This is a genomic window from Bradyrhizobium sp. CW1, assembly GCF_023100665.1.
GTDB classification, from domain to species: Bacteria; Pseudomonadota; Alphaproteobacteria; order Rhizobiales; family Xanthobacteraceae; genus Bradyrhizobium; species Bradyrhizobium canariense_D.
Genome location: NZ_CP064684.1, coordinates 3817464 through 3840919, shown reverse-complemented (window position 1 = coordinate 3840919; position 23456 = coordinate 3817464). Strand labels below are relative to the sequence as shown.

Annotated in this window: 21 protein-coding genes; 11 read left to right on the top strand and 10 right to left on the bottom strand. The window is 62.6% G+C overall.

Annotated elements, in window-relative coordinates:
* The first annotated feature begins 42 nt into the window (after positions 1 to 42).
* The 7 genes from gltA (at position 43) to IVB54_RS18785 (ending at position 7701) form a co-directional block, all read left to right on the top strand.
* On the top strand, positions 43 to 1347 hold the full coding sequence (gltA, locus tag IVB54_RS18815; protein ID WP_018458093.1) for a citrate synthase: 1305 nt from the start codon (positions 43 to 45) through the stop codon (positions 1345 to 1347).
* A gap of 177 nt (positions 1348 to 1524) precedes the next feature.
* Positions 1525 to 2703 (top strand): ROK family transcriptional regulator, encoded by a 1179-nt coding sequence (locus IVB54_RS18810; protein ID WP_198957573.1) that lies wholly within the window; start codon positions 1525 to 1527, stop codon positions 2701 to 2703.
* Between the two features lie 57 nt (positions 2704 to 2760).
* Positions 2761 to 4047, top strand: a complete 1287-nt coding sequence (locus IVB54_RS18805) for an ABC transporter substrate-binding protein (RefSeq protein ID WP_085353258.1) — start codon at positions 2761 to 2763, stop codon at positions 4045 to 4047.
* A complete protein-coding gene (locus tag IVB54_RS18800) occupies positions 4044 to 4967 on the top strand; it encodes a sugar ABC transporter permease (RefSeq protein ID WP_085362119.1) in 924 nt (307 codons plus the stop codon). The genes IVB54_RS18805 and IVB54_RS18800 overlap by 4 nt, the downstream gene beginning before the upstream one ends.
* Positions 4960 to 5817, top strand: a complete 858-nt coding sequence (locus IVB54_RS18795; protein ID WP_247777439.1) for a carbohydrate ABC transporter permease — start codon at positions 4960 to 4962, stop codon at positions 5815 to 5817. Before IVB54_RS18800 ends, IVB54_RS18795 begins: the two co-directional genes overlap by 8 nt.
* Positions 5818 to 5827: 10 nt before the next feature.
* The gene (locus IVB54_RS18790; protein ID WP_247336801.1) at positions 5828 to 6937 is read left to right on the top strand and encodes an ATP-binding cassette domain-containing protein; all 1110 of its coding nucleotides are present in this window, start codon (positions 5828 to 5830) and stop codon (positions 6935 to 6937) included.
* Positions 6934 to 7701 carry an SDR family oxidoreductase gene (locus IVB54_RS18785; protein WP_247336804.1) on the top strand — a complete coding sequence of 256 codons (768 nt, stop codon included), beginning with the start codon at positions 6934 to 6936 and terminating at the stop codon, positions 7699 to 7701. The genes IVB54_RS18790 and IVB54_RS18785 overlap by 4 nt, the downstream gene beginning before the upstream one ends.
* Before the next feature lie 121 nt (positions 7702 to 7822).
* On the opposite strand, the gene IVB54_RS18780 is transcribed toward IVB54_RS18785, so the two are convergent.
* Positions 7823 to 8755 carry an ABC transporter substrate-binding protein gene (locus tag IVB54_RS18780; protein ID WP_247397107.1) on the bottom strand — a complete coding sequence of 311 codons (933 nt, stop codon included), beginning with the start codon at positions 8753 to 8755 and terminating at the stop codon, positions 7823 to 7825.
* 645 nt (positions 8756 to 9400) lie between these two features.
* Here IVB54_RS18780 and IVB54_RS18775 point away from each other — a divergent pair.
* From IVB54_RS18775 to IVB54_RS18765, 3 genes are all read left to right on the top strand, one after another.
* Entirely contained in the window at positions 9401 to 9808 is a 408-nt protein-coding gene (locus IVB54_RS18775) for a hypothetical protein (protein WP_085357631.1), read from the top strand.
* 464 nt (positions 9809 to 10272) lie between these two features.
* Positions 10273 to 10446, top strand: a complete 174-nt coding sequence (locus tag IVB54_RS18770) for a hypothetical protein (protein ID WP_247336810.1) — start codon at positions 10273 to 10275, stop codon at positions 10444 to 10446.
* Between the two features lie 329 nt (positions 10447 to 10775).
* Positions 10776 to 11180 (top strand): hypothetical protein, encoded by a 405-nt coding sequence (locus IVB54_RS18765; protein ID WP_247777438.1) that lies wholly within the window; start codon positions 10776 to 10778, stop codon positions 11178 to 11180.
* Between the two features lie 202 nt (positions 11181 to 11382).
* Here IVB54_RS18765 and IVB54_RS18760 read toward each other — a convergent pair whose 3' ends face one another.
* The 4 genes from IVB54_RS18760 to lpxA all read right to left on the bottom strand — a co-directional run bounded on the left by IVB54_RS18760 (position 11383) and on the right by lpxA (position 16115).
* On the bottom strand, positions 11383 to 11556 hold the full coding sequence (locus IVB54_RS18760; protein WP_164988493.1) for a hypothetical protein: 174 nt from the start codon (positions 11554 to 11556) through the stop codon (positions 11383 to 11385).
* Between the two features lie 1694 nt (positions 11557 to 13250).
* The gene (gene lpxB, locus IVB54_RS18755) at positions 13251 to 14450 is read right to left on the bottom strand and encodes a lipid-A-disaccharide synthase (RefSeq protein ID WP_247336816.1); all 1200 of its coding nucleotides are present in this window, start codon (positions 14448 to 14450) and stop codon (positions 13251 to 13253) included.
* Positions 14447 to 15304: a UDP-2,3-diacylglucosamine diphosphatase LpxI gene (gene lpxI / locus IVB54_RS18750; RefSeq protein ID WP_039799320.1), complete on the bottom strand. Its 858-nt coding sequence runs from the start codon at positions 15302 to 15304 to the stop codon at positions 14447 to 14449. The genes lpxB and lpxI overlap by 4 nt, the downstream gene beginning before the upstream one ends.
* A 19-nt stretch (positions 15305 to 15323) precedes the next feature.
* The gene (lpxA, locus tag IVB54_RS18745) at positions 15324 to 16115 is read right to left on the bottom strand and encodes an acyl-ACP--UDP-N-acetylglucosamine O-acyltransferase (protein ID WP_247298534.1); all 792 of its coding nucleotides are present in this window, start codon (positions 16113 to 16115) and stop codon (positions 15324 to 15326) included.
* A 175-nt stretch (positions 16116 to 16290) separates the two neighbouring features.
* On the opposite strand from lpxA, the gene IVB54_RS18740 reads away from it, so the two are divergent.
* Complete coding sequence (locus IVB54_RS18740; RefSeq protein WP_085353277.1) at positions 16291 to 16635, top strand: KTSC domain-containing protein; 345 nt, start codon at positions 16291 to 16293, stop codon at positions 16633 to 16635.
* Positions 16636 to 16641: 6 nt separating this feature from the next.
* Here the strand turns inward: IVB54_RS18740 and fabZ are convergent, their stop codons facing one another.
* From fabZ to dxr, 5 genes are all read right to left on the bottom strand, one after another.
* Positions 16642 to 17103, bottom strand: a complete 462-nt coding sequence (fabZ, locus tag IVB54_RS18735; RefSeq protein ID WP_007610868.1) for a 3-hydroxyacyl-ACP dehydratase FabZ — start codon at positions 17101 to 17103, stop codon at positions 16642 to 16644.
* Positions 17100 to 18167 carry a UDP-3-O-(3-hydroxymyristoyl)glucosamine N-acyltransferase gene (gene lpxD / locus IVB54_RS18730; protein WP_018455035.1) on the bottom strand — a complete coding sequence of 356 codons (1068 nt, stop codon included), beginning with the start codon at positions 18165 to 18167 and terminating at the stop codon, positions 17100 to 17102. Before lpxD ends, fabZ begins: the two co-directional genes overlap by 4 nt.
* 125 nt (positions 18168 to 18292) lie before the next feature.
* A complete protein-coding gene (gene bamA, locus IVB54_RS18725; RefSeq protein WP_026232862.1) occupies positions 18293 to 20848 on the bottom strand; it encodes an outer membrane protein assembly factor BamA in 2556 nt (851 codons plus the stop codon).
* A 187-nt stretch (positions 20849 to 21035) separates the two neighbouring features.
* On the bottom strand, positions 21036 to 22187 hold the full coding sequence (gene rseP, locus IVB54_RS18720) for an RIP metalloprotease RseP (protein WP_018455037.1): 1152 nt from the start codon (positions 22185 to 22187) through the stop codon (positions 21036 to 21038).
* Between the two features lie 44 nt (positions 22188 to 22231).
* Positions 22232 to 23455, bottom strand: coding sequence for a 1-deoxy-D-xylulose-5-phosphate reductoisomerase (dxr, locus tag IVB54_RS18715; protein WP_018455038.1), 1224 nt, complete (start codon positions 23453 to 23455; stop codon positions 22232 to 22234).
* Position 23456: the final 1 nt, after the last annotated feature.

Below are 23456 nucleotides of genomic sequence, written 5' to 3'. Positions count from 1 at the left end.
CCTCCGGGTCCGGCCCGTTTCACCATACATCGGGGACCTCTGATGGACGCCAAACCAAGCAATAAGACCGCCACACTGACGGTCGGAAACAAGAATTTCGATCTTCCGATCCACAGCGGCAGCGTCGGGCCCGACGTCATCGATATCGGCAAGCTCTACGGCCAGTCCGGCCTGTTCACCTACGATCCGGGCTTTACCTCGACCGCGAGCTGCCAGTCCAAGATCACCTATATCGACGGTGACGCGGGCGTGCTGGAATACCGCGGCTATCCGATCGAACAGCTCGCCGAGAATGGCGACTTCCTCGAGACCTGCTATCTGCTGCTGTTCGGGGAGCTTCCGACCGCCGCGCAGAAGAAGGATTTCGACGACCGCGTGATCCATCACACGATGGTGCACGAGCAGATGGCCCGCTTCTTCCAGGGCTTCCGCCGCGACGCCCATCCGATGGCGATCATGGTAGCGGCTGTCGGCGCGCTCGCCGCGTTCTATCACGACTCAACCGACATCAACGATCCGAAGCAGCGCATGATCGCCTCCATGCGCATGATCGCCAAGATCCCGACGCTGGCTGCGATGGCCTACAAATACACGGTCGGCCAGCCCTTCGTGTATCCGAAAAACTCGCTGAAGTTCGCCGAGAACTTCCTGCACATGTGCTTTGCCGTGCCGTGCGAGGACTACAAGATCAACCCGGTGCTGGCTGACGCGCTGGACAAGATCTTCATCCTGCACGCCGACCACGAGCAGAACGCCTCGACCTCGACCGTGCGTATCGCCGGCTCCTCCGGCGCCAACCCGTTCGCCTGCATCGCGGCCGGCATCGCCTGCCTGTGGGGCCCGGCCCATGGCGGCGCCAACGAAGCAGCGCTCGCGATGCTCGCCGAGATCGGCTCGGTCGACAAGATCCCCGAGTTCATCGCCAAGGTGAAGGACAAGAACTCTGAAGTCCGCCTGATGGGCTTCGGTCACCGCGTCTACAAGAACTACGATCCGCGCGCCAAGATCATGCAGAAGATGTGTCACGCCGTGCTCAAGGAGACCGGCCATGGCGACGATCCGATGCTGAAGGTGGCGCTCGAGCTCGAGAAGATCGCGCTCAGCGACCAGTACTTCATCGACCGCAAGCTCTACCCGAACGTCGACTTCTATTCGGGCATCACGCTGAAGGCGATGGGCTTCCCGGTCTCGATGTTCACCGTGCTGTTCGCGGTCGCCCGCACCGTCGGCTGGATCAGCCAGTGGAGCGAGATGATCGAGGATCCGCAGCAGAAGATCGGCCGTCCGCGCCAGCTCTACACCGGCGTCACCCGCCGCGACTACGTTGCGATCAACAACCGGAAGTAAGATCGAGCCCATCACGGCTTTCGAAGCGGCGCCATCTCCGGATGGCGCCGTTTTGTTTTGCACGGACACAACCCTGCTGCCGTGCACAACAACAAGTCGGCGCAATATCTCGGCCGACGCTTGACGTCGCAACGCTTCGCGCGCAAATTCTTACTCTAAGTAAGAATGACGACAGGGATGGAAATGCCGGAGCAGCCGAGAAGTCGGCGGCAGACGCGCGCTGCCATTTTGACTCACCTGCTTCAGTCAGGCGGGTCTTTTCGCCCGCCGCTGGCCAAGGCCGTGCGCCTGTCGGAAGCGAGCCTGTCGCGCATCCTGTTCGATCTGAAGGCCGAAGGCCTGATCGAGGAAGTGCGGCGCCCTGCCCCTTATGTCGGTGGCCCCACGGGTCTCGTGTCGCTCGATAAGGCGGTGGCGCTCGCGGCGTTCGAGCTGACCACTCAGCGGCTCAGCGTCGGGGTCGGGGGCCTGTCGGGCGAACTGCACTACACCGGGCATGTGCCGCTGCCGAAGACGCCGACCGTCGCGACGGTCGGCCGGGCGTTTCGCGAAGCGATGACATTGCTGCGCGAGTGGACGCGGCGTCGACGTATCCCCCTCGCACAGATCGGCGTCTCGATTCCGGGTCTCGGCCGGCTGGGCGCGTCAGGCAATCCGATCATTCCCTGCGATGTCGGGCGGATCAGCGAGATGTTCGGCGAGACGCTTCCCGGCGTGCGGGTCGAGTTCACCAATTCGGTCGTCGCGCACGCCATCTTTCACCGTTGCCGCACGGAGCATTATCCATTCAGCGGCGCGCATCTCTTCGTCTTCGTCGGTCAGGGCGTCGCGGGCACCTGGATGGATGACGCGGTCGAGGACGATGTCCTCCAGCCGGTCGAGCTCGGCCACATGGTGTTCGGAGCCGACGGACCAATTTGCCGCTGCGGTCATCATGGCTGCGTCGAGGCTTATACGTCGCTTCCCGCTTTGGCCGAGCTTCTTGGCGTCGCGGAAGCCGAGTTGCTTGAGCTCGGCAGCGAGTGGGTGACCGCGATGCCGCTCTCGTCGCGCGTGCGGCAGGAATTGCGCCGGCGGCTGTTCCGGCTTGGCCTTGCGATCGGCAATACGCTGAACGTGAAGCCATGCAAGGGCGTCGCGATCAGCGGCTGGCCGTCGCTCCTCACCGAGGACGATCGCAACGCGCTCGTCGAGGGGATCGACGCCAGCCTGTTGGGCGGCCGCAAACACGCGCAAGTGTCGCTCGCTTTCGTGCCGCCGTCGAACGGCAACGATCCGCGGGCGGCGCTGGCATTCGCGTCTTTCTGCCTCGCTTGCCGCGGCGGCATGCCGGCCGCATCGGCCGAGGCCGCCTGACGTACCTGATGCCGCGCGGCTCTCGCGCGAAAGAGTTCACACCGGGAGGAAATTGCCATGCCGATCACGACAACAAGGCGCCAACTGCTCGCCGGATCTGCGGCCGCGCTCGCGCTGCCGGCATTCGCCCGCGCGCAAGGCGCGATCAAGCCGCGTCTGACTGCGATCTCGCAATGGTCCGCAGGTAGCGATGGGGCGGCCATCACGGCACTCGGCAAGAAATTCGAGGAGAAAGGCGGGGTTTGGCAGCACTCGCCCGTCCCCGGCTTCACCACCGAGATGATGAACAAGCTGCGTGCCCAGATCATGGCCGGCGATCCGCCGGCCTGCTCGCAGCTCAAAGGTCCCGAGATCGCGGCCTGGTCCAAGATTGCCCCAACCGTCGATCTCGATGCCGTCGTCGCTGCCGCCGGCTACGAAAAGGTTGTCGCTCCGGATCTTGCAAAATTGCACAAGCCGGGGGGCAAGTGGATTGCACTGCCGTTGCAGATCTACAGCACCAACATGCTGTTTCTCTCCAAACGCGCGATGGACAAGGCCAAGGCCGACAAGGTCCCCGTCACATGGGCTGAGTTCAACGACCTCGCCGAGAAGATGAAAGCAGGCGGCGTCCCCTATCCCATCGCCAACGGTGGCACCCGCCCGGACGACGGCCAGAAATTCGAGGCCGCTTTGGCGGGCATCAGCCCCACCGCTTACCGCGCAGCCATCATGAATCTCGACAAGAAGGCCCTGGAGGGCCCCGAGATAAAGGCTGCCTTCGTACAGGTGCGCAAGATTGCCGACTGGATGGACCCCAACGTCGGCGCCCAGCACTTTTCGACCAACTTGAAGCGCTTTGTCGACGGCGACATGGGGATGATGATCATGGGCGGGTGGGCGCAGGGCGTCTTGCGCAACGCCGGCTTCAAGTTCGAGGACTTCATCATCGCCCCGGGCCCGAGCGACAATAGCAAGCCGGTCTTCCTGTTGAATGCCGATGCCTTCATATTCTGGCAGCGCAAGGAGCCCGACCTGCAGGCCGGCCAGACGCTGATGGCCCAGCTCGTCATGGATCCGGCGATCCAGACTATGTATTCGCAGATCACGGGATCGATCCCCGTGCGCACCGATGTCGATCTCTCCGGCGAAGGCTGGTCGGACGGGCAACGGCGGACCGCAGCAGCCCTGAAAGACGCGATTGCCAGCAATCAGGCCGTCCTCAGCCTTGCGCACAACATGGCGCAGGAAAACGGCATGACCGCAGCGATGATCGACGTGATCACGGAGTACGTGAAGAACAAGACGATCAAGCCGGAGCAAGCGGCCATACGCCTCGCCGAAGCCGTCGAGAGCTCACGTTGACGATCGCCGTCTCGACAACACCGGGCCGGCCGGCGGCCTCTGGCTGGGTACGCCGGCTGCCTGAATATCTGACGATCTGGGTGCCGCTGCTGTTGTCCGCCGCGCATCTCATTGCGTTTACGCTGTGGACGATCTGGATATCGTTCACGCCGTCCACTCTGGTCCCGGTCTCGGGCTGGGTCGGCTTGCGCAACTATTCTGCGGTCGCCGCATCGCGGAACTGGCAGATTGCCTTGGACAATCTGCTGCTGTTTGGCAGCGCCTTCGTGTTGCTGAGCCTGGCGACCGGTCTCATCCTTGCGATCCTGCTCGATCAGCGCATTCGCGGCGAGAATCTGCTGCGGTCCATCTTCCTCTATCCTCTGGCGGTGTCATTCGTGGTCACCGGCACGGTCTGGAGTTGGCTGCTCAATCCCGGCCTCGGGATCCAGAAGCTGGTCCGCGACCTCGGCTGGACCTCCTTCCGGTTCGACTGGCTGATCGACCGCGACATGGCCATTTGGACCATTGTCATCGCTGCGATCTGGCAATCGTCCGGTTTCGCCATGGCGCTGTTCCTCGCCGGCCTTCGCTCCGTCGACGCCGACCTGATCAAGGCCGCGCAGATCGACGGCGCCGGACCGATCCGAATGTACCGGCGTGTCATCCTGCCGACCCTTTGGCCGATCACCATCACCGTCATCGTCATCCAGCTGCAGTTCGCGATTTCGACCTTCGACCTCGTCCGCGCGCTCACCAATGGCGGACCCGGGATCGCCACCCAGCTGCCGGCCCTCGTCGTCTATGACCTGATGTTCCAGCGCAGCCTGCTCGGACGCGGAGCGGCGGCGGCAGTGCTCATGTTGCTCATTCTTCTTGCGGTTTTGCTGCCCTATGCAGCGTGGCGTTATGTCCAGCGGCGGCGGGCGATCCATGCGTGAGCGAACCATCGCGCCAAGCCGGATTCTGATCTATCTCGTCGTCTCGCTGATCGCTGCAGCATGGCTCGCGCCATTGGTTGTTGTCGTGCTGAACTCGCTCCGCACCAACGAGGAGATCGCGCAGGCGTCGATGATCGGCTGGCCGAAGCAATGGGCATGGAGCAACTACGCCGCGGCCTGGAGCGGTTTCTGCGTCGCCGAGACCTGCGCCGGCATCCGGCCGTACATGCTGAACTCCGCGCTCGTCACGATTCCCGCGACGATTTTCTCGACCCTGCTCGGTGCTGTCGCCGGTTACGCCGTGTCGCTCTGGCGTTTTCGCGGCGATAACTGGATCTACGGCATCGTGACCCTCGGCCTCTTCCTTCCCCAGCAGATGCGCTTGCTTCCCTGGACCATCGTGTTGCGCGATACGGGCCTGATGAACACGCTAACGGGCCTGGTCGTGATCCACACGATCCAGGGACTCTCCTTTACGGTCTTGTTCTGCCGAAACTACTACACTGCCATCCCGCAGGATCTGATAAGAGCTGCGCGCATCGATGGCGCAGGGTTCTTTCGTATTTTCTGGCGCATCATCCTGCCGCTCTCGCCGCCTATTCTGGTCGTCACCGTGATCTGGCAGTTCACGCATATCTGGAACGAATTTCTCTACGGCGTGACATTCACGACTGGTCAGCAACAGCCCGTCACCGCCGCGCTGATCGCGCTATCCGCACCAGTCGCGGACATCCCGCAGCATGGCGTGCAGAGCGCGGCGGTGATGATCGCCGCCCTGCCGACCCTGCTGATCTATCTGATCGGCGGCAAGTATTTCGTGCGCGGCCTCACCGCCGGGGCCGTGAAATGATCGGATTGTCATGGCAGCCCTAAGCATTCGCTCCCTGTCCAAGCGCTACGCCAATCTGGAGGTGCTGAAGGGCATCGATCTCGACATCGAGAGCGGTGAATTCACCGTGCTCGTTGGCCCATCCGGCTGCGGCAAGTCCACGCTGCTCAACATCATCGCTGGGCTCGACCTCCCGAGCGCAGGCACCGTGGAAATCGGCGGACGTATCGTCAACGACATTCCGCCGAAGGACCGCGACATCGCGATGGTGTTCCAGTCCTACGCGCTCTATCCGTCGATGACGGTGCGCCAGAACATCACCTTCGGCATGGAATGCCGTCACGTCCCGAAGGCCGAGCAGGAAAAGGCGCTGGCGAATGTGGCCAGGCTGCTCCAGATCGAGCCGCTGCTCGGCCGCAAGCCCTCGCAGCTCTCCGGCGGCCAGCGCCAGCGTGTGGCGATGGGCCGGGCGCTGGTGCGCGATCCCCTGCTCTTCCTGTTCGACGAGCCGCTCTCCAATCTCGACGCCAAGCTGCGCGTCGAGATGCGGATGGAGATCAAGCGGCTGCACCAGCGCATCGGCGCCACCATCGTCTATGTCACACACGATCAGATCGAGGCGATGACGATGGCGACGCGCATTGCCGTGATGCATCGCGGCGTGGTGCAGCAGTTTGCCGACCCGGATACCGTGTATCGCTATCCCGCCAATCTGTTCGTGGCCCGCTTCATGGGCTCGCCGCCGATGAACACGATGCCGGCACGGCTGGAGGCCGATGCCGGCGGGCCGGTGGTCGTGATCGGCGCGGGACGGCCGGACGAGGTCCGCCTCCGCCTTCGTCAATACGACGCGGCGGCCCCTTTCGTCGGCCGTGACGTGGTGGTCGGGATCAGGCCGGAATGCCTCGCCGAGGGCAGCCGCGTGTTCTCCGCCGATCCGCCCGTCGTCGTCACCGCGCCGGTGGAGATGGTCGAGCCGACGGGAGCCGAAACGATCGTGCTGCTGCGGCTTGGCGGCGAGCCTGCGCTGGCGCGCATCACGCCGGACATCCGCCCCACACCGGGCGCCGCCGCCCCGTTCGCGCTCGACACGCGTCGCATCTGCCTGTTCGACCCCGAGACGGAGCGACTGATCGCATGACAAGAACGAGCTATGCCGGCCTTAGGGACCGCGTGGTGTTGATCACCGGTGGCGCCAGCGGCATCGGTGCCGCCTTCGTGCGGGCGTTCGCGGCGCAAGGGGCGCGCGTCGCGTTCCTGGATCTCGATGAAGCAGCCGGCCGGGCGCTGGTCGCGGAAGTGAAGGCCGCGGCCGGGACCGTACCCTTGTTCGTGCCGTGCGATCTCCTCGACATCGACGCCTTGCGCGGCGCCATGGCGCAGGTCCGGGGATCGCTTGGCGATGCCGCGGTCCTCGTCAACAACGCCGCCAATGATCAGCGTCAGGTGCTGGCCGAGGTGACGCCGGCCGAATTCGACTGGATGATCGGCGTCAACCTCAAGCACGTCTTCTTTGCCGCGCAAGCGGTGGTGCCGCAGATGCAGGCGCACGGCAGCGGTTCGATCATCAACATGTCGTCGATTGCCTGGATGCGCGGCGCGCCGGGGCTGCCTGTCTACGCCGCGGCAAAGGCCGCGATCGTCGGCTTCACCAACTCCCTGGCCCGGTCGCTCGGGCCCGACCGCATCCGCGTCAACGCGATAGCGCCGGGGATGGTGATCACGGAGCGTCAGCGCCGGCTGTGGTACCCGGACGACCAGGTGATCGCCGAGCTGCGCACGCGTCAGGCCATTCCCGACGCGGTGACGCCCGACGACATCGCCAACATGGCGCTTTTCCTCGCCTCGGACGACAGCCAGCGCATCACGCGGCAGTGTTTTCAGGTCGACGCTGGTCTCGGCTAGAGCGTGATCCGAGCTGCTGTCGTAGAGGTCCGCTCCGTCTCCGAGAGCAGCCGCGTGAGCCCACCTCACCTTGAGTCGGAGTTGGGCCATGAACGGACTCCTGCATCGCAGCGAGATAGCTCTATTCAATCACCTCGTCAGCGCGAATGAGTAGTGAAGGCGGCACTGTTAAGCCGAGCGCCCTGGCCGTCTTCATGTTGATCACCAACTCGAATCTGGTCGGCTGCTCGACCGGCAACTCGGGGGGCTTGATGCCTTTGAGGATCTTATCGACGTAGCCGCCAGCACGACGCAATAGATCGAAAATATCCGGGCCGTAGACGACTAATCCGCCATCCGCGAATTGTCGGAAGAAATGCATCGCGGGCAGATGATGTTTGGCCGCGAGCGCGATAACTCGTGGGGCTTGGCGAATGATAAGAACATCGCCAAAGACAATGATTGCATCGGCGTGCTGGGCGGCAGCCGAGGCAAAGGCGATATCAAGCTCCTCGTCCGCGGTCGCCTCAACTATCGGCAGAGCCACGCCCAACTTCCGGGCTGCGCTTGGTGCCTCCTCGGCTACCATCAGCCTGTGCATGGGGTTGCTCGGATTGACCAAGAGCGCAATTTTCGACGCGCCAGGAACCAGTTCCTGGAGGATTTCTATTTGTTTGGCGGTCCAATCTCCCGGCACCCAGCTCGCGAGACCGGTCATGTTACCGCCTGGACGCGCGAGGCTTTGGATGAGGCCGAGCCCCACGGGATCGGCGACAACCACGAATACAATCGGAATGGTGGCAGTTGCCGATTTAAGGGCAAGGGCTGGTGACGGCCCGAGGGCAATTACCAGATCGGGAGTTAGCGTCACCAACTCCGCAGCTAGGGTTGACAAGCGATCCGGAGTTTCGGCAAAACGATATTCAACGAGCAGGTTCCTGCCCTCGATCCAGCCCTTCTCGCGCAAACCACTGCGCCACGCGTTGCGACCCTGAGAATCTAGGAATCCGCCCAAGAGACCGATCCGGCGAGGCGTGCCCTGGGCCCGCAAACGCCGTGGCGAAACGAGCAGCATTGCACTGCCTGCTATGAACTCCCGCCGCTTCATTCGATCCTCATCGGAGCCCGAGGACGATCGAACACAGAGTATCACGTCTCGATAGTTGGTGCACTCACAGCTGGGAGATGCAGGGGATCGGCGCAGCGGCAACTTCGGGTCACGTGCCGATATCCTATAAACGAGCGCCAAGGTTGCCACGTAATCGCACCACTGGATTGGTTAGAAGTCATGCCTTATCGTGCGCGTACTTCTCCAAAAGCAGCCGACTACATCACTTTCTCAGGGCCTCCGCGAAATATGCCCGGCGACCAGCACGCACACACCGTAGGACCAGTCAGCGACACTGACTTGCGTATTCAGTCGGGCGCCGTGTGAAGGTGCCGAAAGCGAGTACGATTCTCCGGGCCCTAAACAAGCTGAGGCATTATGCCTCTTGGGGCGAAACACCCATTTCTACGGGTGCACCAGTCTCGTAGAATGTGGTTGCCCTAGAAGCGGGATGTGCCGAAGTCGCCGTTCGGGACCAACGAGAAGTGCTAGCGCTATCGGCAGGTGCGCTACCCTATGAGACCGCCCCTTTTCGGTTTCTCACCACGACTCCACATTTCCACGCGCGCAGCTTTTGCGGCGGCTTGTTGCAGTAACCCAGGGAGAAAAGCGATGAGCAAGATCGATCGAAGGTCTGCATTGACATTCGGGTTGGCAGCGGCTTCGGCGGCCATGATAAAGCCCGCCGCCGCTCAAACGACGGGCTACAAGGACACAACTCCGTGGCCAGGTGTGGTGGTGCGTGAGTATGATAGCGAGACACCATCGCTGATCCCGGGTTTTAAGACCGTCTCAATGCGCGACATCATCATGCAGCCGGGATCGAAGACCATGGGGCCCCCGATGATGAATGCCATGGTCTGCCATATCACCGAAGGAGAGCTTCGGCTTGAGCAGGACGAAAAGACCTTTACCGGCAAGAAGAATTTTGTCTGGACCTGCAACAAGGACACAAAGGAGCAGGCGTTCAATGATGGGAACGTGGTCGCGATTATGCGGATCACCGACCTGAAGGCTTAAGGCTCGTTCTTCGTAAGTAATCGATTGTGGGAGCGAATGACGCACGCGACGGTGCCGATCGCGTCGGTTTCCGCAATGAACCAATGGCCGCCACGCGACCGGCGACGGTGTCGTCATACTGGCGGACCGCAGCTGCGGCAGACGACCGGAGTGATGATCTAATCAATCGGGAAGGCGTTATCCTACAGAGGAGTATCCTATGAAGTTGGCTCTAACATCAGCACTAGTCATTTGTCTGCTCGGTGCGCCGGGAATTTCGTTGGCCGCGGACGCCAAGGGCGACGTGGAGAAGGCTTACGCCGCTTGGGATGCCGCATTCAATAAGCACGACGAGAAAGCCATCGGCGCCTCCTATGTTGCGACGGCAAAATTGATGCCACCCACACATCAGGTCGCGTCGGGTCCGGCTGAGATCGAGAAAATTCTTTGCCGGACTCTTCGCGAGCGGTGTGACGGATCACAAGTTGGAGATGATCGACGCCGGCGGAGACGATAAGGTTGTCTTCGGCACAGCCAAGTGGAGCGCCACGGGTAAGGACAAGGAGGGCAAGCCGTCTCCCTTCAGTGGTTTAGCGACGCATGTCTTCGAACGCCAAGCCGACGGATCGCTCAAATTGAGACTACAAACATTCAACTAAAGCGGTCGAAGCTTAATCGGTCCGGCGAGGCGGCGGCCTTACCGGACACCCAAAACGGCTACTTGTCTCCGGTGCAAGCTATGTCCGGGTTGGGTCCAAAAGCAGCGGTGGACGTCAAGTTGGATCGAGGTCCGGTTTGCCCCTGACAGCCGGCATGACACGCGCTCAATTGACCTTCGGCTAAGGGCCAAGAGGCGAAATTGACTCGGTCGCCAAAGGTAAAGCCGTGCCGAGGTAGTGATCGGCATCTCTAACGGCATGCACTTTCCGATTGAACCTTGGCGCAATTCCGATGACCCACGCAAATGGGCAGGGAAACGGAGGTTTCCATGACCAGTTCCAGTGGACGCCCGGTGCATTTTTATCGGTTGATCGTAGCCCTGTATGCGGTCAATTTTTTCGGCATCAGCACAGCCTATTCACATGATCCGATCGGGCCAGAACTGAACGCTTGGTTCAAAAGTCTCAAGAATAAGGCAGGTGAGCCGTGCTGTGATGGAGGGGACGGCCAACACGCGGAAGCCGAGTGGGATGTGGCAAAAAGCGGCTATAGAGTCCTTCTGAAAAATCCGCAGCGCCCAAGCGAACCCGGGCAATGGTTTAACGTGCCAAACTCTGTCGTGCTCAACCGGCAGAACCTCAGCGGCAGGGCGCTGGTTTGGTGGTGGCCGTCCTACGCCGAAGGAAGAATGATTCCTTTGTGGCGCTACTTCATTCCCGGACCGGAAGGATGATCCGTCGTTGGGCAATCAATAGCACCCGTAGTCCGCCATGGGTCAAGGTGCGAAGAACCCGGCCTGAGCAAAACCAGTCCGCTTCCACCCACGAAGCTGACCTCAATGAGACGGTTCGCCACTTCGCTGATGGGCCACAAGCGGGAATGCCAAATGAGCAGCTCAAGCCTCGCCGCACGAGGACGGGTGCAGTCCAATCCCCTCAGGAGATCGAGCGCCAACGCTCTTGGCTCATCCGCAGTTCAAACTCGAGCTGGTACTTTTGGGCTTTTCGGATCGCATCGCGGCGTTCTTGGCGAAGCCGGATCGAGGTATCGATCGCTCGTTGCGCTCGATCGAAGAGTTCTAGCGTTTCACTGCTGAAGGGCTGGGCCATGATGATCGCTCCCGTCTAGGCGGGAGCGCAAATCATCTCTCAGGCACCGACGCCTACGGACAAGCCTTTGGCCGGCGATAATCGGTAGTGCGCCACATCTGGAGGAACTGCAACCGAATACGCACTCCTCTGGAGCGAGCATCGATGCATCAGGTCCGTTTGGCCAGCGACAGATTGCGAGACTACTCGTGTGCTGAGAGCGGCGGGCGGAGCTTCTTCCGGCTGAGGGCTAATCTTAGTCTTTCCCTCAGTTGACGGATTTCGTCATATTGCTTTTCGATCTCTGGATCGATGCGCAGCCGTTCTAATTGCTGCTCGTGCAGTTTCGACAATGCTGCAATATACGAACTTTGGATGGGCGGGACACGCATGATGACCCTTAATAGAATGCGAGAAAAGCCTCTCAAAACACTTGGCCGAAGCACAACTTAGAAAGAGATTTTGGGGTGGAGCCTTTCTGACAATGCGGGCTCGCTGGCGAAGTTCGGTCGTTGCGGCTTTATGACGCCTGCAGGCTGTTCCCCGACCTTCAGGAGTCCAGCTTCTGGCGGAGCTTCCTGATCAATTCGCTGAGGCCGGCGGCATACTTTTCGATGATGCGCCGTCGGGCTCTCGGGGGCTTCACTTCTGGCTTGGGCGCAGGCTTATCGTTCATGGACATCACATCATGCGCACGGTGGCAGGCGGTTTTGATCCAGATCGATCGTTCTCTTCAGGGGAGCTGGCCTGCTCGCTTCGCGATCAACTCAGCCCGGGCCATTGCCGCTTCGGCGCGTGCAAGGCGGAGAAGTTCACGTTGTTTTCTCAAGGCGGCGCGAAGCGTGCGGGCCTCGTCGCGCAACCTGCGACTGTCCTCCCGCGTAGTCTGAAACTGGGCAAATGTCGAATCGTCCATAGCGGAATTGGGAGCAAGCCGGCCGGTTCCTGCATTTGGCTAGGTTAAAGAACACGGTGCCCACTCCCTCAGAGGGAGCTCGATGCGCTGGAGTCCGCTTTGGGTCAAAATGCGAAGAACTCAACGTGAGAAAATCTGGTCCGCCATGCCTCACTGATCGGACCTCACCCGGTGCGCTGCTACTTCGCCGATGGGCCAGGAGCCGACATGCACCTCATATTGATCCCAGCTCCGTAACCAGCTTGGGAAGCATCCTGCCGCGTAATGAGCCGGAGGGAGCGAAGCCGCAGTCTTTCGCGCCCATTCGTCGATAGAAAGGTGCAGCATCTGGGTCCGCTTCGATCACCATACGATGAGCGCCCATGGCTGTTGCTTCGCTGGTGGCTCAATGAAACAGCTTCATTCCTACACCATTACGAAGCATCGTCGGGTCAACGAACAACTTCAACAAATCAGCCTCGCTTCCAGTGACCTGGACTTGGGCGACGCCGACAATCTTGCCGTGCTCTTCCGCCACCGCAATCGAACTAGATTGCAGTTCGTATGGTTCGATAGTGAGTTCACCCCGACACGCGTCCATGAAGTCGTTGCCGTAACCCCATACAGCTTTGGACCTAAGACACAAAGCCGAGAGCGTTGGTAGTTCTTCAAGTCTCGGCGGTCTGAGAACACAAGTCACGAAGCTTGGCTCCTGCATCGGCTTTCGGATACCACATCGTGAGGCCGATGTCTCAGGCCACCAGCCGCCCGATCGCGCTCAACGTGAGAGGCTTCCGCTTTGCTCTCGTAAGCCAAGAGTTTAGGAGTACGCGTCCGGGCTCGCCCGCCTACCCTTGCGTATCGTCGCCAGCACGATGTCGGCTGCGAGCACGCTCGGCGATCTGTTGCCTGTCGACATGATCGTATCGAGCTGGGCGAATGCTTCCACCTGCTGCCGGCGCAGCGGTGAATCGGTCAGAAGCTCCGAGAGCGCGGGCGCCAGCTTCTCCGGCGTGCAGTCTTCCTGCAGGAACTCCGGGATGACATCCTTGCCGATCACGAGATTGGCGAGGATCACCGAGGAGACACGGATCGCGCGGCGCAGGATGAAGGCTTCGATCGCGCCGACGCGATAGGCCGTCACCATCGGAATGCCCGATAGCGCGAGCTCCAGCGTCACCGTGCCGGATTTTGCCAGTGCCGCGCGCGCGATGCGGAAGGCAGCGCGCTTCTCGTTCTCGCCGACCACGATTTGAGGCTTGACCAGCCAGTTCGCGATGCCTTCGCGGATGGTGGTTTCGAGATGCGGCATGGTCGGCAGCATCAGCTCGAACGCGCGGCCTTCGGTCTGCAATCGGCCGAGCGTCGCGCCGAACACGTCGAGATGGTGCCTGATCTCGCTGCGGCGGCTGCCGGGCAACACCAGCAAGACCGGCGGCTCGCCGTCGCGGCGCGCCTGCTCCTCCGCGTTCGGCCGCAGCGAGGGCAATTGCTCGATCAGGGGATGGCCGACATAGCTGCATGGCGGCCCGCCGAGCTTGCGGTATTCCTCCGGCTCGAATGGCAACAGGCCGAGCACATGGTCGACATAGCCGAGCATGGTCCGCGCCCGTCCCGGCCGCCAGGCCCAGAGCTGTGGCGAGACGTAGTCGACGATCGGGATCGCCGGATTGCGCGTCCGCACGCGGCGGGCGACACGGTGGGTGAAATCGGGGCTGTCGATGATGACGAGCGCGTCCGGCGCGGCTTCGGTCACTGCCTCCGCGGTCTCGCGGATCAGCCGCAGGATCTTCGGCAATTGCTGCACGACCGCGGCGAAGCCGACGATCGAGAGCTGCTCGATCGGAAACAGCGTCTCGAGCCCCTGGCGCGCCATGGTGTGGCCGCCGACGCCCACGAACTGCACGCCGTCGCCGAGGCGCTGGCGCAGCACCTTCATCAAGGCGCTGCCGAGCCGGTCGCCGGATTCCTCCGTGGCGATCAGGAAGATCTTGCGCTTGGGATCGCGACCCTGCATCACGCCGGCAGGCCGATGACGAAGAGATATTTTGCGTCGGCGAGTGCGATCATTGCCTGCGGCTCGGCGGCGATGGTGTTGCCGGCAACGACGGCGATCCCGGCCAGCCCTGCGGCGGCGACGCCCTCGAGGGTGCGCGGGCCGATCGTCGGCAGGTCGAAGCGCAGATCCTGCCCGCTCTTTGGGACCTTCACCAGCACGCCCCGCCCGGTGGCGGCGCGGATGCGGCCCTCTTCGCGCAGCCGTTCCACGCGCGCGAGCAGTGCATCGGTGCCCTCGATATCCTCGACCGCCACCACATGGCCGTCGATCACGACCGCGGCCTGGCCGATGTCGAACGGACCGAGGGCGGTCAGCACCGCGCGTCCGCGCTCGATGTCGGTCTTGCCGGTGTCGCTCGGCCAGGCGCGGCTGATGCAGCCCTCGGGCATCAGCAGATCGGGCGCGACATCCTTGATGCCGACCATGCGAAAGCCGCCCTGCTCGAGAATGCGCCCGACGCCGGACAACAAATGATCGTCGCCGCCGCGGAAGGCGCGGATGACATTGCCGAGCAGCCGAAGCGTCGTGAAGTCGACCCGGACCTCCGACAGCGAAGGTCGCACCAGCGTGCCGATGAAAATCAGGTCGCGGCAGCCCTCCTCGCGAAACAGCCGCATGGCGCGGCCGAGCTGGCCGACCGAGATCCAGCGATGACGGAATTTCTCTACCCGCGCGGGATCGCAGGCTCCCCGAAGCGGAAACAACACCGGCGTGATGCCGCGGGCGGCGAGCGAGTCGGCAACCGCGAACGGCATCGCGCCGCCGCCAGCGACGACGCCGACCGGCGATGAAATTTCCGAAGCCGCCGATGTCATGCCCGGGGCCATTCCATCATCACTTCGCGATGGCGGGAAGACAGAGCGGGCGCTTGCCCTTGCCGATGAAGTCGAGGATTTCGCCGATCGCCGGATCTCCACCGGCGAGCGGCCGCGCCGCCTCCAGGCGTTCGGCAAAGGTAGCGGGGCCACGGAAGAGTTTCTGGTAGAACGCGCGCACGGTCACAAGCCGCTGCTTGGTGAACTTGCGCCGCTTCATGCCGATCAGGTTGAGGCCTTCGAGCACCGCATATTGGCCGTTGACCAGCCCATACGGGATGACGTCGTCGCGCACGCCGCAGACACCGCCAACCATCACATAGGGGCCGATGCGGGTGAACTGATGCACTGCGGACAGGCCGCCGATATAGACGGCGTCACCGATCTCGCAATGGCCGCCGAGCGTCGCCGAGGTTGCGAAGATCACGTTGTTGCCGACCATGCAGTCATGCCCGACATGACTGTTGTTCATGAAATAGCCGTCGTTGCCGACGCGCGTCAGGCCACCGCCCTTGATGGTGCCGACATTCATGGTCGCACCTTCGCGGATGGTGCAGCCCGAGCCGATCTCAAGCTTCGTGGGCTCGCCCTTGTAGCTGAGATCCTGGGGCGCCCCGCCCAGCACCGCGAACGGCGAGATCACGCAGCCATCTCCGATCGAGGTGTGGCCGATGACGGTGACCTGTCCGATCAGCTTGCAGTTATTGCCGATCGCGACATGCGGGCCGATGATGCAGAAGGGGCCGATCTCGGTGCCCTCGCCGATCACGGCGCCGTCCGCGATCCGTGCGGTGGGGTCAATCTTACTCATCAAGCAATCTGACTCATCAAGAAGGTCTGATTAGGTGTTGAAGTCGCTCGGTTTTCCGCTGGTTAGCGCGACTATGCCCGATCTGTCCAGTGACGTATGATCTCTCCGTGTTTCAAGTGCCGGATGAGGCAGCCTTCCCGGGTCATCAACAAGTTCACGCGGAGCTTCAGGTATCGTGGTCAGGGCCCTGGCACTTCTCCTCGCACAGTTCGCCGCGGCGCCGATCGTCTCCGAGACGATCGAGACCGCCGAACACCGCCCCATCGACCTCGCGACGTTCGAGTGCCGCGACATCAGCCGCAGCACGGTGCTTCAGCGGGTCTGTTACGACCGTGCGCAGCAGGCCCTCGTCGTGGCCGTTGAAGGCGTTTATGACCGCTATTGCGGCGTACCGGTCGACACGGTCGAGCGCCTGCTGGGCGCACCGTCCATGGGACAGTTCTTCAACCAGAACATCAAGCGCGAGGTCAGCGGCGGCCGGTACGCGTGTCCTGCGCGCGAGCGCATCCAGAGAAGTTGATCCCGCTCAGTCGGTCAGCATGGCGCCGACGTCGGCCTCCGCAACCACCTGGCCGTTGACCTTGGCGTCGCCGTGAAACCACCACATGGCCTTGCGGCGGCCGATCGAGCGCATGTGGTATTCGATGGTATCGCCGGGCAGCACAGGCTTGCGGAACTTGCACTTGTCGATGGTGAGGAAATAGACCGCGCGCGGCTTCTCGGTGCCTTCGACCGACTTGATGCCGATCACACCCGCGGTCTGCGCCATCGCTTCGATCATCATGACGCCGGGATAGACCGGGCGATCGGGAAAGTGGCCCTGGAACGGCGGTTCGTTGAAGGTGACATTCTTGATGCCGATGCCGCTGTAATCGGTGCGGATGTTGATCACGCGATCGATCAGCAGCATCGGAAAACGGTGCGGGAGCGTTTGCAGGATCATGTTGATGTCCACAAGCTCGAACCTGACCGGTGCTTCGTCCGTCACTCCCGTTCCTCCTGCTTCGGATCGGCCTTGCTGTCGCGCGCCAAGCGCTCGACCGCCAAAATTTCCTTGAACCACTGCCTGGCCGGCTTGGCGAAAAAACCACCCCAACGTCCGTTGGGAGGAACGTCGTCCTTGACGCCGCTCATGGCAGTCACCTGAGCTCCATCCCCGATCTTGACGTGATTGTTGATGCCCACCTTCGCTCCCAGCGCCACGTTGTCGCCGAGGGTGAGGCTGCCGGCAAGGCCGATCTGGGCTGCCAGCAGGCAGTGCCGGCCAATGGTCACATTGTGGCCGATCTGGACCTGATTGTCGATTTTGGTCCCTTCCCCGATCACGGTGTCGCGCAAGGAGCCCCGATCGATGGTGGTGCCGGCGCCGACCTCCACGTTGTTCTGAATCAGCACGCGGCCGGTCTGGGGCACCTTCAGATGGCCCTCGGGGCCGAAGAAGATGAAGCCGTAGCCGTCCTGGCCGATCGAACAACCGGGGTGGATCAGCACGTCGTTGCCGATCAGCGCGCACTGGATGGCGGTGCGTGCGCCGACATTGCAGTCCCGGCCGATCTTGACGCCGGGGCCGATCACGGCCCCCACACCGATCACCGTGCCGCTGCCGATCTCCACGTCAGGGCCGATCACGGCCAAGGGATCGACGATCACGCCGTCCTCGAGCCTGGCGGTGGGGTCGATGATGGCCGACGGCGCGATGCCGTCGTTGCCGGTCCAGGATTGCGGCCGGAGCGCGTCGCCATGCCACTCCCGCGCGATCCTGACGAAGGCGCGGAACGGCTGTGGCGCCCGCAGCACGGCGACATGCGCGGGCACCCGCGCCTCGAAGCGTGGGCTCACCAGGCAAGCACCGGCCTTGGTCGCCTTGAGCTCATCGGCATATTTGAGATTGTCGAAGAACGTCAGGTGCATCGGGCCGGCTTCGTCGAGCGAAGCAAGACCCCTGATGATTTGGCCGCCCCTGGCGGGATCGACCAACTCCGCCTTGGTCAGCGTGGCGATGTCAGCCAGCGCTGAGGCGGGCGGCTGTGTGAAGAAGGTCGGCTGCGCCATTCCACCCCGTCGCGGTCCGGCTTCGGCATGAAGCGGCCAAGCCGCATCATGCCTCATCTCCTGGATTGGCACGATCCCTTTCGGAAACCGGCTCCGGTGGTCCGGATCGTGCCGTGCTGTTCGAATTAGAACGAGGTGCCGCCGCCGAACCGGAACTCCTGCGTACGGTCGTTCTTGCCCTTGGTCAGCGGCACGGCGTAGTCGAAGCGCAGCGGACCGAACGGCGAGGCCCAGATCAAGCCGACGCCGACCGACGACCGGACCGCATTGCCATTGTCATACACCAGGCCGGTGCAGGTTCCAGCCGAAGCGGGATTGACGGTCGACGGCGTGCAGCTCGAATTCTTGGTCGTGGTCAGTTCGTTGGTCACCGACCACGTCGTCGGTCCCTGATAGTCGAACAGTCCGCCGGCGTCGGCGTAGACGGCGCCCTTCAGACCCACTTCCTTCGGCAGGAACCAGAACGGCATCTGCAATTCGAGCGAAGCACCCCAATACTTGGTGCCGCCAAGCGCGTCCTGCGTACCGAAGGGGTTCAAATCGCGCGGTCCGATGCCGTTCGGGGCAAAGCCGCGGACGAGGTTCGGGCCCATCTGGAAATGATCGAGCATGCGCAGATCGCTGCCCATCTTGTTCAGCATGCCGCCCTGGAGGCGAACGAGACCGACGATATCGGAGACCAGCGGAGTGTAGTACTTCGCGTCAACCACAGTCTTCAGATAGGAGACGTCGCCGCCGACGCCGGCGAAGTCCTGCCGGAAATCGACCAGCAGACCGTCGGTGGGGTTCTTGTTGTTGTCGAGCGTGTTGTAGGTCAGCGTGTAGCCGAGCGCCGAGGTCAGGGTCTTGCCGTTGGCAAGCTCCTTGCGGACCGGCAGCGAGGCCTCGCCGTCGCTGTAGCAGCCGAGGCCGTTGGTCGAGGGAGCCAGAGGAATACCACTCGCCGCGGAGAAAGCCGGGCTTGGATTGAATGCCGGATTCGGAGTGACACCGTCGGCAAGGAACTGGTTGTTGTTACAGTTCGCGAGGTACGACGGCAGCGTGATTTCCTGCCGGTAGATCGAGTAGCGCACCTGCAGCGACAGATCTTCACGCAGGGAGAAACCGAGGCGCGGCGAGAAGCCGAGCGTCTTGGTGCCGTAGGAGATGTAGCTGTTGGACCTCTGCTCACGCTGATAGAGGTCGAGACCCAGCGCGACCCGGTAGTCGAGCAGATAGGGTTCGACGAACGACAGCGAGTAGCCGCGGGCATACTGGCCGTAGGTCACCGCCGCCTTGGCGAACAGGCCGCGGCCGAGCAAATTGCGTTCGGAAACCGAGACTTCGGCCAGCGCGCCGTCGGTGGTGGAATAACCACCCGAGACCGAGAAGTCGCCGGTCGATTTCTCTTCCATGTCCACGAGCAGGATCACGCGGTCGCTCGACGAGCCGGGCTCCGTCGTGATCTTCACGCTCTTGAAATAGTCGAGGTTCTTCAAGCGGCGCTCGGCACGGTCGACCAGCGCGCGGTTGTAGGCATCGCCCTCGGAGACGTCGAACTCGCGACGAATCACGTAGTCGCGCGTGCGGGTGTTGCCGCGAAGGTTGATGCGCTCGATATAGGTGCGCGGACCCTCGTCGATGTTGAACACGACCGACACGGTGTGCGCCTCGAAATTGCGGTCGCCGCCGGGACGGACCACGGCGAAGGCGTAACCGCGACGCGAGGCCTCGATCTGCATCTCCTCGACCGACTTCTCGACCGATTCGACGTTGTAGAGCGAGCCGACATTGACGCGCGAATAGTTGCGCATCGAGGTGGGATCGAAGTTGGGAATGCTGGAGCGGAAGTCGATCGAGCCGACCCGGTATTGCGAGCCCTCCTCGATCTTGAAGGTAACGTTGAAACCCTTCTTCTCCGGATCGTATTCGGTGAGCGCGGCGACGACCTGGACGTCGGCGAAACCGTTCTTGAGATAGAAGCGGCGGATCAGGTCGCGGTCGGCCTCGACCCGATCGGGATCGTAGATGTCGCTGCTGGCGAGGAAGCTCAGCAGGTTGGATTCGTGCGTCTTGATGACGTCGCGCAGGCGGTAGGACGAGTACGCGTTGTTGCCGACGAACTCGATCGACTTGACGCCGGTCTTGGCGCCCTCCTCGACCGTGAAGACGAGATCGACGCGGTTGTTCGGCTGCTCGATGATTTCAGGCGTGACGCGAACGTCGTAACGGCCGGAGCGGCGATAGATTTCTGCGATTCGCAGGGTGTCGGACTGCACCATGGCGCGGGAGAAGGTGCCGCGCGCCTTGGACTGGACTTCACCGGTGAGCTGCTCGTCCTTGATCTTCTTGTTGCCCTCGAAGGCAATGCGGCCGATCACCGGGTTTTCCACCACGGAGACGACGATCTGGCCACCGGCCCCGCGGTTGATCCTGACGTCCTGGAACAGGCCGGTCTCGATCAACGCCTTGAGGCCATCGTCGATGGCACCCTGATCCAGGCGACCGCCGGGACCCGGCTTGAAGTAGGAGCGGATCGTCTCCACCTCGACCCGGCGATTTCCTTCGACGGAAATCGACTGCACGGTCTGAGCAAGCGCAGACGAAGACACAAAGGCAGCCCCAACCGGGGCAAGCACCGGCGCGCCGAACATGATCAGGGTTGCGAGCAAGCCCCCCCGGAGTCGCAGTCCAAACTTCATTGCGCAACGCGCCCTTATCATTCCGTACCAGACCCAACCCCAACGCCGGTCTGGAGATTCCCCAAGTTCAAGCCGCTTGTAGACAATTTCACCGACGCCGCAAACGGTCGAGCGCGCCGTAATTTCATTTTCATTCCAAGACGTTGCCCAAGAGCAACGCCCGGGCAACGCCACAAAAAAGCCCCTATCAGGATGCGGCCATTCGCAGGATGTCGTTATAGGTCGCAAACACCATCAACATCAGCACCAAGCCAAGCCCGATTCGGAACCCCATCTCCTGGGTCCGCTCGGACAGGGGCCGACCACGGGCGACCTCCGCCGCATAGAACATAAGGTGACCGCCATCGAGCAGTGGGATCGGGAACAGATTCAGCAGGCCGATCGACACCGACAGCACCGCGCAGAGGTTGATCACGAACTGGAACCCGGCGCTGGCCGCCTGCCCCGACATCTTGGCAATGCCGAGCACGCCGCTGACCTCGTTCGGATTGCCGTTCCCGACGAACAACGAGCCCAGGAACTTGAAGGTGCTGGTGATGATGAACCAGACCTGCTCCACCCCGATCTTGAGCGCTTCGCCGACGCCGACCGGCGACGTCGAGGCCTCCCCGGCCTGAGACTTGTGTTCGACGCCGAGCACGCCGAGACGGTGGCTGTTGCCGAAGGGATCCTTGCGCTCGAGCAGCGCCGGCGTCGCGGTCAGCGACACGATGGAACCGTCGCGCTTGACCTGGAAGGCAAGCGGCGAACCAGCATTCATCGCAACCATGCGCTGCATGTCGGCAAAGCTTTCGATCGGCTTGCCGTCGATCTGGACGACGACGTCGCCGATCTTGAAGCCGGCTGCCGCCGCAGCGCCATCGGCGACGACACCGTCGACGCGCGCAATCGTGCTCGGCTTGCCGTAATACAGCGCCATGCCGGCGAAGATCAGCGCGCCCAGGATGAAATTGGCGATCGGTCCGGCGGCAACGATGGCGGCGCGCGGGCCGACCTTCTTGTGATGGAAGCTGCCGGCGCGCTCCTCGGCCGTCATGGCCGCAAGCTTCTCGGACGACGGCGTCGAAGCCTCGCTCTCGTCGCCGAAGAACTTGACGTAGCCGCCGAGCGGGATCGCCGAGATCTTCCAGCGGGTGCCATGGCGGTCGTTGAAACCGACCAGCTCAGGTCCGAAACCGAGCGAAAAAGTTAACACACGAACGCGTGCCCAGCGCGCGACCAGGAAATGGCCGAGCTCATGGAAGAACACGACGATGGTCAGGACGAACAGGAAGGGAACCGCGTAGCCAAGGAGCCCATGGCTCAACGTATTGAAACTATGGACGAAAAAGTCGATCATCGAATTCCCTCATCCAGTGCCGCAAGGCCCTGGCCCCGAACCATCTAGGATGCCTTTAAGGCAATTTGAGGCAATAGGGCGGCAGCCCTATTTCGCGCAACATGGTCAACAGCGATTGCATCGTCCGCTGACGTCAGCGGCGCCTGGTTCCCGCTGCGGACCCAGTCATCCAGCGTCTCCTCCACCAGCCTGGCAATCGCCCCGAACCGGATCTTGCCGGCGATGAAGGCGGCGACCGCGACCTCGTTGGCGGCGTTGTAGACCGTGGTCGCCCCCTTCCCGGTCCGGAGAGAATCGAAGGCCAGGCGCAGCCCGGGGAAGCGCTCGAAATCCGGCGCCTCGAAGGTCAACTGGCCGATCTTGGCCAGATCGAGCTTGGCGGCCGGACCCTTGATACGGTCGGGCCAGCCGAGGCAATGCGCGATCGGCGTGCGCATGTCGGGTGAGCCGAGCTGGGCCACGACCGAGCGATCGGAGAACTCGACCATGCCGTGGATGATCGACTGCGGATGAACGAGGACGTCGATCTCGTCGGGCGAGAGCGCGAACAGATAGGAGGCCTCGATCACCTCGAGCCCCTTGTTCATCATCGAGGCGGAATCGATCGTGATCTTCTGGCCCATGCTCCAGTTCGGATGCTTCAGGGCTTGCGCGAGTGTCGCCTGCTCGATGTCGGCAGGCTTCCAGGTGCGGAAGGGGCCGCCGGAGGCCGTGATGATGACACGGACGAGCTCGTCGCGATTGCCCGAGGCGAGCGCCTGGAACAACGCATTGTGCTCGGAATCCGCAGGCAGGATGCAGGCGCCCGCTTTCGCCGCGCGCTGCATGAAGAAATCACCAGCGCAGACGAGACATTCCTTGTTGGCGAGCGCGACATGCGCGCCGCGATCGACCGCCGCCAGCGCCGGCTTCAGTCCGGCGGCGCCACTCACGGCGGCCATCACCCAATCGGCCGGACGCGCGCCGGCCTCGATCACCGCGCTTTCGCCGGCGCCGCATTCGGTGCCGGTGCCCGCGAGCGCAGCCTTGAGTTCGGCAAACTTGGTGATGTCGGCGATCGCGACGAAGCGCGCGGAGAACTCCTTCGCGAGCTTTGCCAGCGCCTCGACATTGCTGTTTGCCGTCAGCGCCTCGACACGGTAGCGCTCGGGAGAGGCGCGCAGCAGATCCATCGTGCTGTCGCCGATCGAGCCGGTGGCGCCGAGAACCGTGACGCTGCGGACGCTCGATGCCGCAGCCTTGTTGTTACGCAATGGGACCGCGCTCATA

What these genes read in the sequence shown, in the direction of transcription:
- gltA (WP_018458093.1), top strand. Translation starts at nt 43, where the DNA reads ATGGACGCCAAACCAAGCAATAAGACCGCCACACTGACGGTCGGAAAC.
- IVB54_RS18810 (WP_198957573.1), top strand. Translation starts at nt 1,525, where the DNA reads ATGGAAATGCCGGAGCAGCCGAGAAGTCGGCGGCAGACGCGCGCTGCC.
- IVB54_RS18805 (WP_085353258.1), top strand. Translation starts at nt 2,761, where the DNA reads ATGCCGATCACGACAACAAGGCGCCAACTGCTCGCCGGATCTGCGGCC.
- IVB54_RS18795 (WP_247777439.1), top strand. Translation starts at nt 4,960, where the DNA reads ATGCGTGAGCGAACCATCGCGCCAAGCCGGATTCTGATCTATCTCGTC.
- IVB54_RS18790 (WP_247336801.1), top strand. Translation starts at nt 5,828, where the DNA reads ATGGCAGCCCTAAGCATTCGCTCCCTGTCCAAGCGCTACGCCAATCTG.
- IVB54_RS18785 (WP_247336804.1), top strand. Translation starts at nt 6,934, where the DNA reads ATGACAAGAACGAGCTATGCCGGCCTTAGGGACCGCGTGGTGTTGATC.
- IVB54_RS18780 (WP_247397107.1), bottom strand. Translation starts at nt 8,755, where the DNA reads ATGCTGCTCGTTTCGCCACGGCGTTTGCGGGCCCAGGGCACGCCTCGC.
- IVB54_RS18775 (WP_085357631.1), top strand. Translation starts at nt 9,401, where the DNA reads ATGAGCAAGATCGATCGAAGGTCTGCATTGACATTCGGGTTGGCAGCG.
- IVB54_RS18765 (WP_247777438.1), top strand. Translation starts at nt 10,776, where the DNA reads ATGACCAGTTCCAGTGGACGCCCGGTGCATTTTTATCGGTTGATCGTA.
- IVB54_RS18760 (WP_164988493.1), bottom strand. Translation starts at nt 11,556, where the DNA reads ATGGCCCAGCCCTTCAGCAGTGAAACGCTAGAACTCTTCGATCGAGCG.
- lpxI (WP_039799320.1), bottom strand. Translation starts at nt 15,304, where the DNA reads ATGACATCGGCGGCTTCGGAAATTTCATCGCCGGTCGGCGTCGTCGCT.
- lpxA (WP_247298534.1), bottom strand. Translation starts at nt 16,115, where the DNA reads ATGAGTAAGATTGACCCCACCGCACGGATCGCGGACGGCGCCGTGATC.
- lpxD (WP_018455035.1), bottom strand. Translation starts at nt 18,167, where the DNA reads ATGGCGCAGCCGACCTTCTTCACACAGCCGCCCGCCTCAGCGCTGGCT.
- bamA (WP_026232862.1), bottom strand. Translation starts at nt 20,848, where the DNA reads ATGAAGTTTGGACTGCGACTCCGGGGGGGCTTGCTCGCAACCCTGATC.
- rseP (WP_018455037.1), bottom strand. Translation starts at nt 22,187, where the DNA reads ATGATCGACTTTTTCGTCCATAGTTTCAATACGTTGAGCCATGGGCTC.
- dxr (WP_018455038.1), bottom strand. Translation starts at nt 23,455, where the DNA reads ATGAGCGCGGTCCCATTGCGTAACAACAAGGCTGCGGCATCGAGCGTC.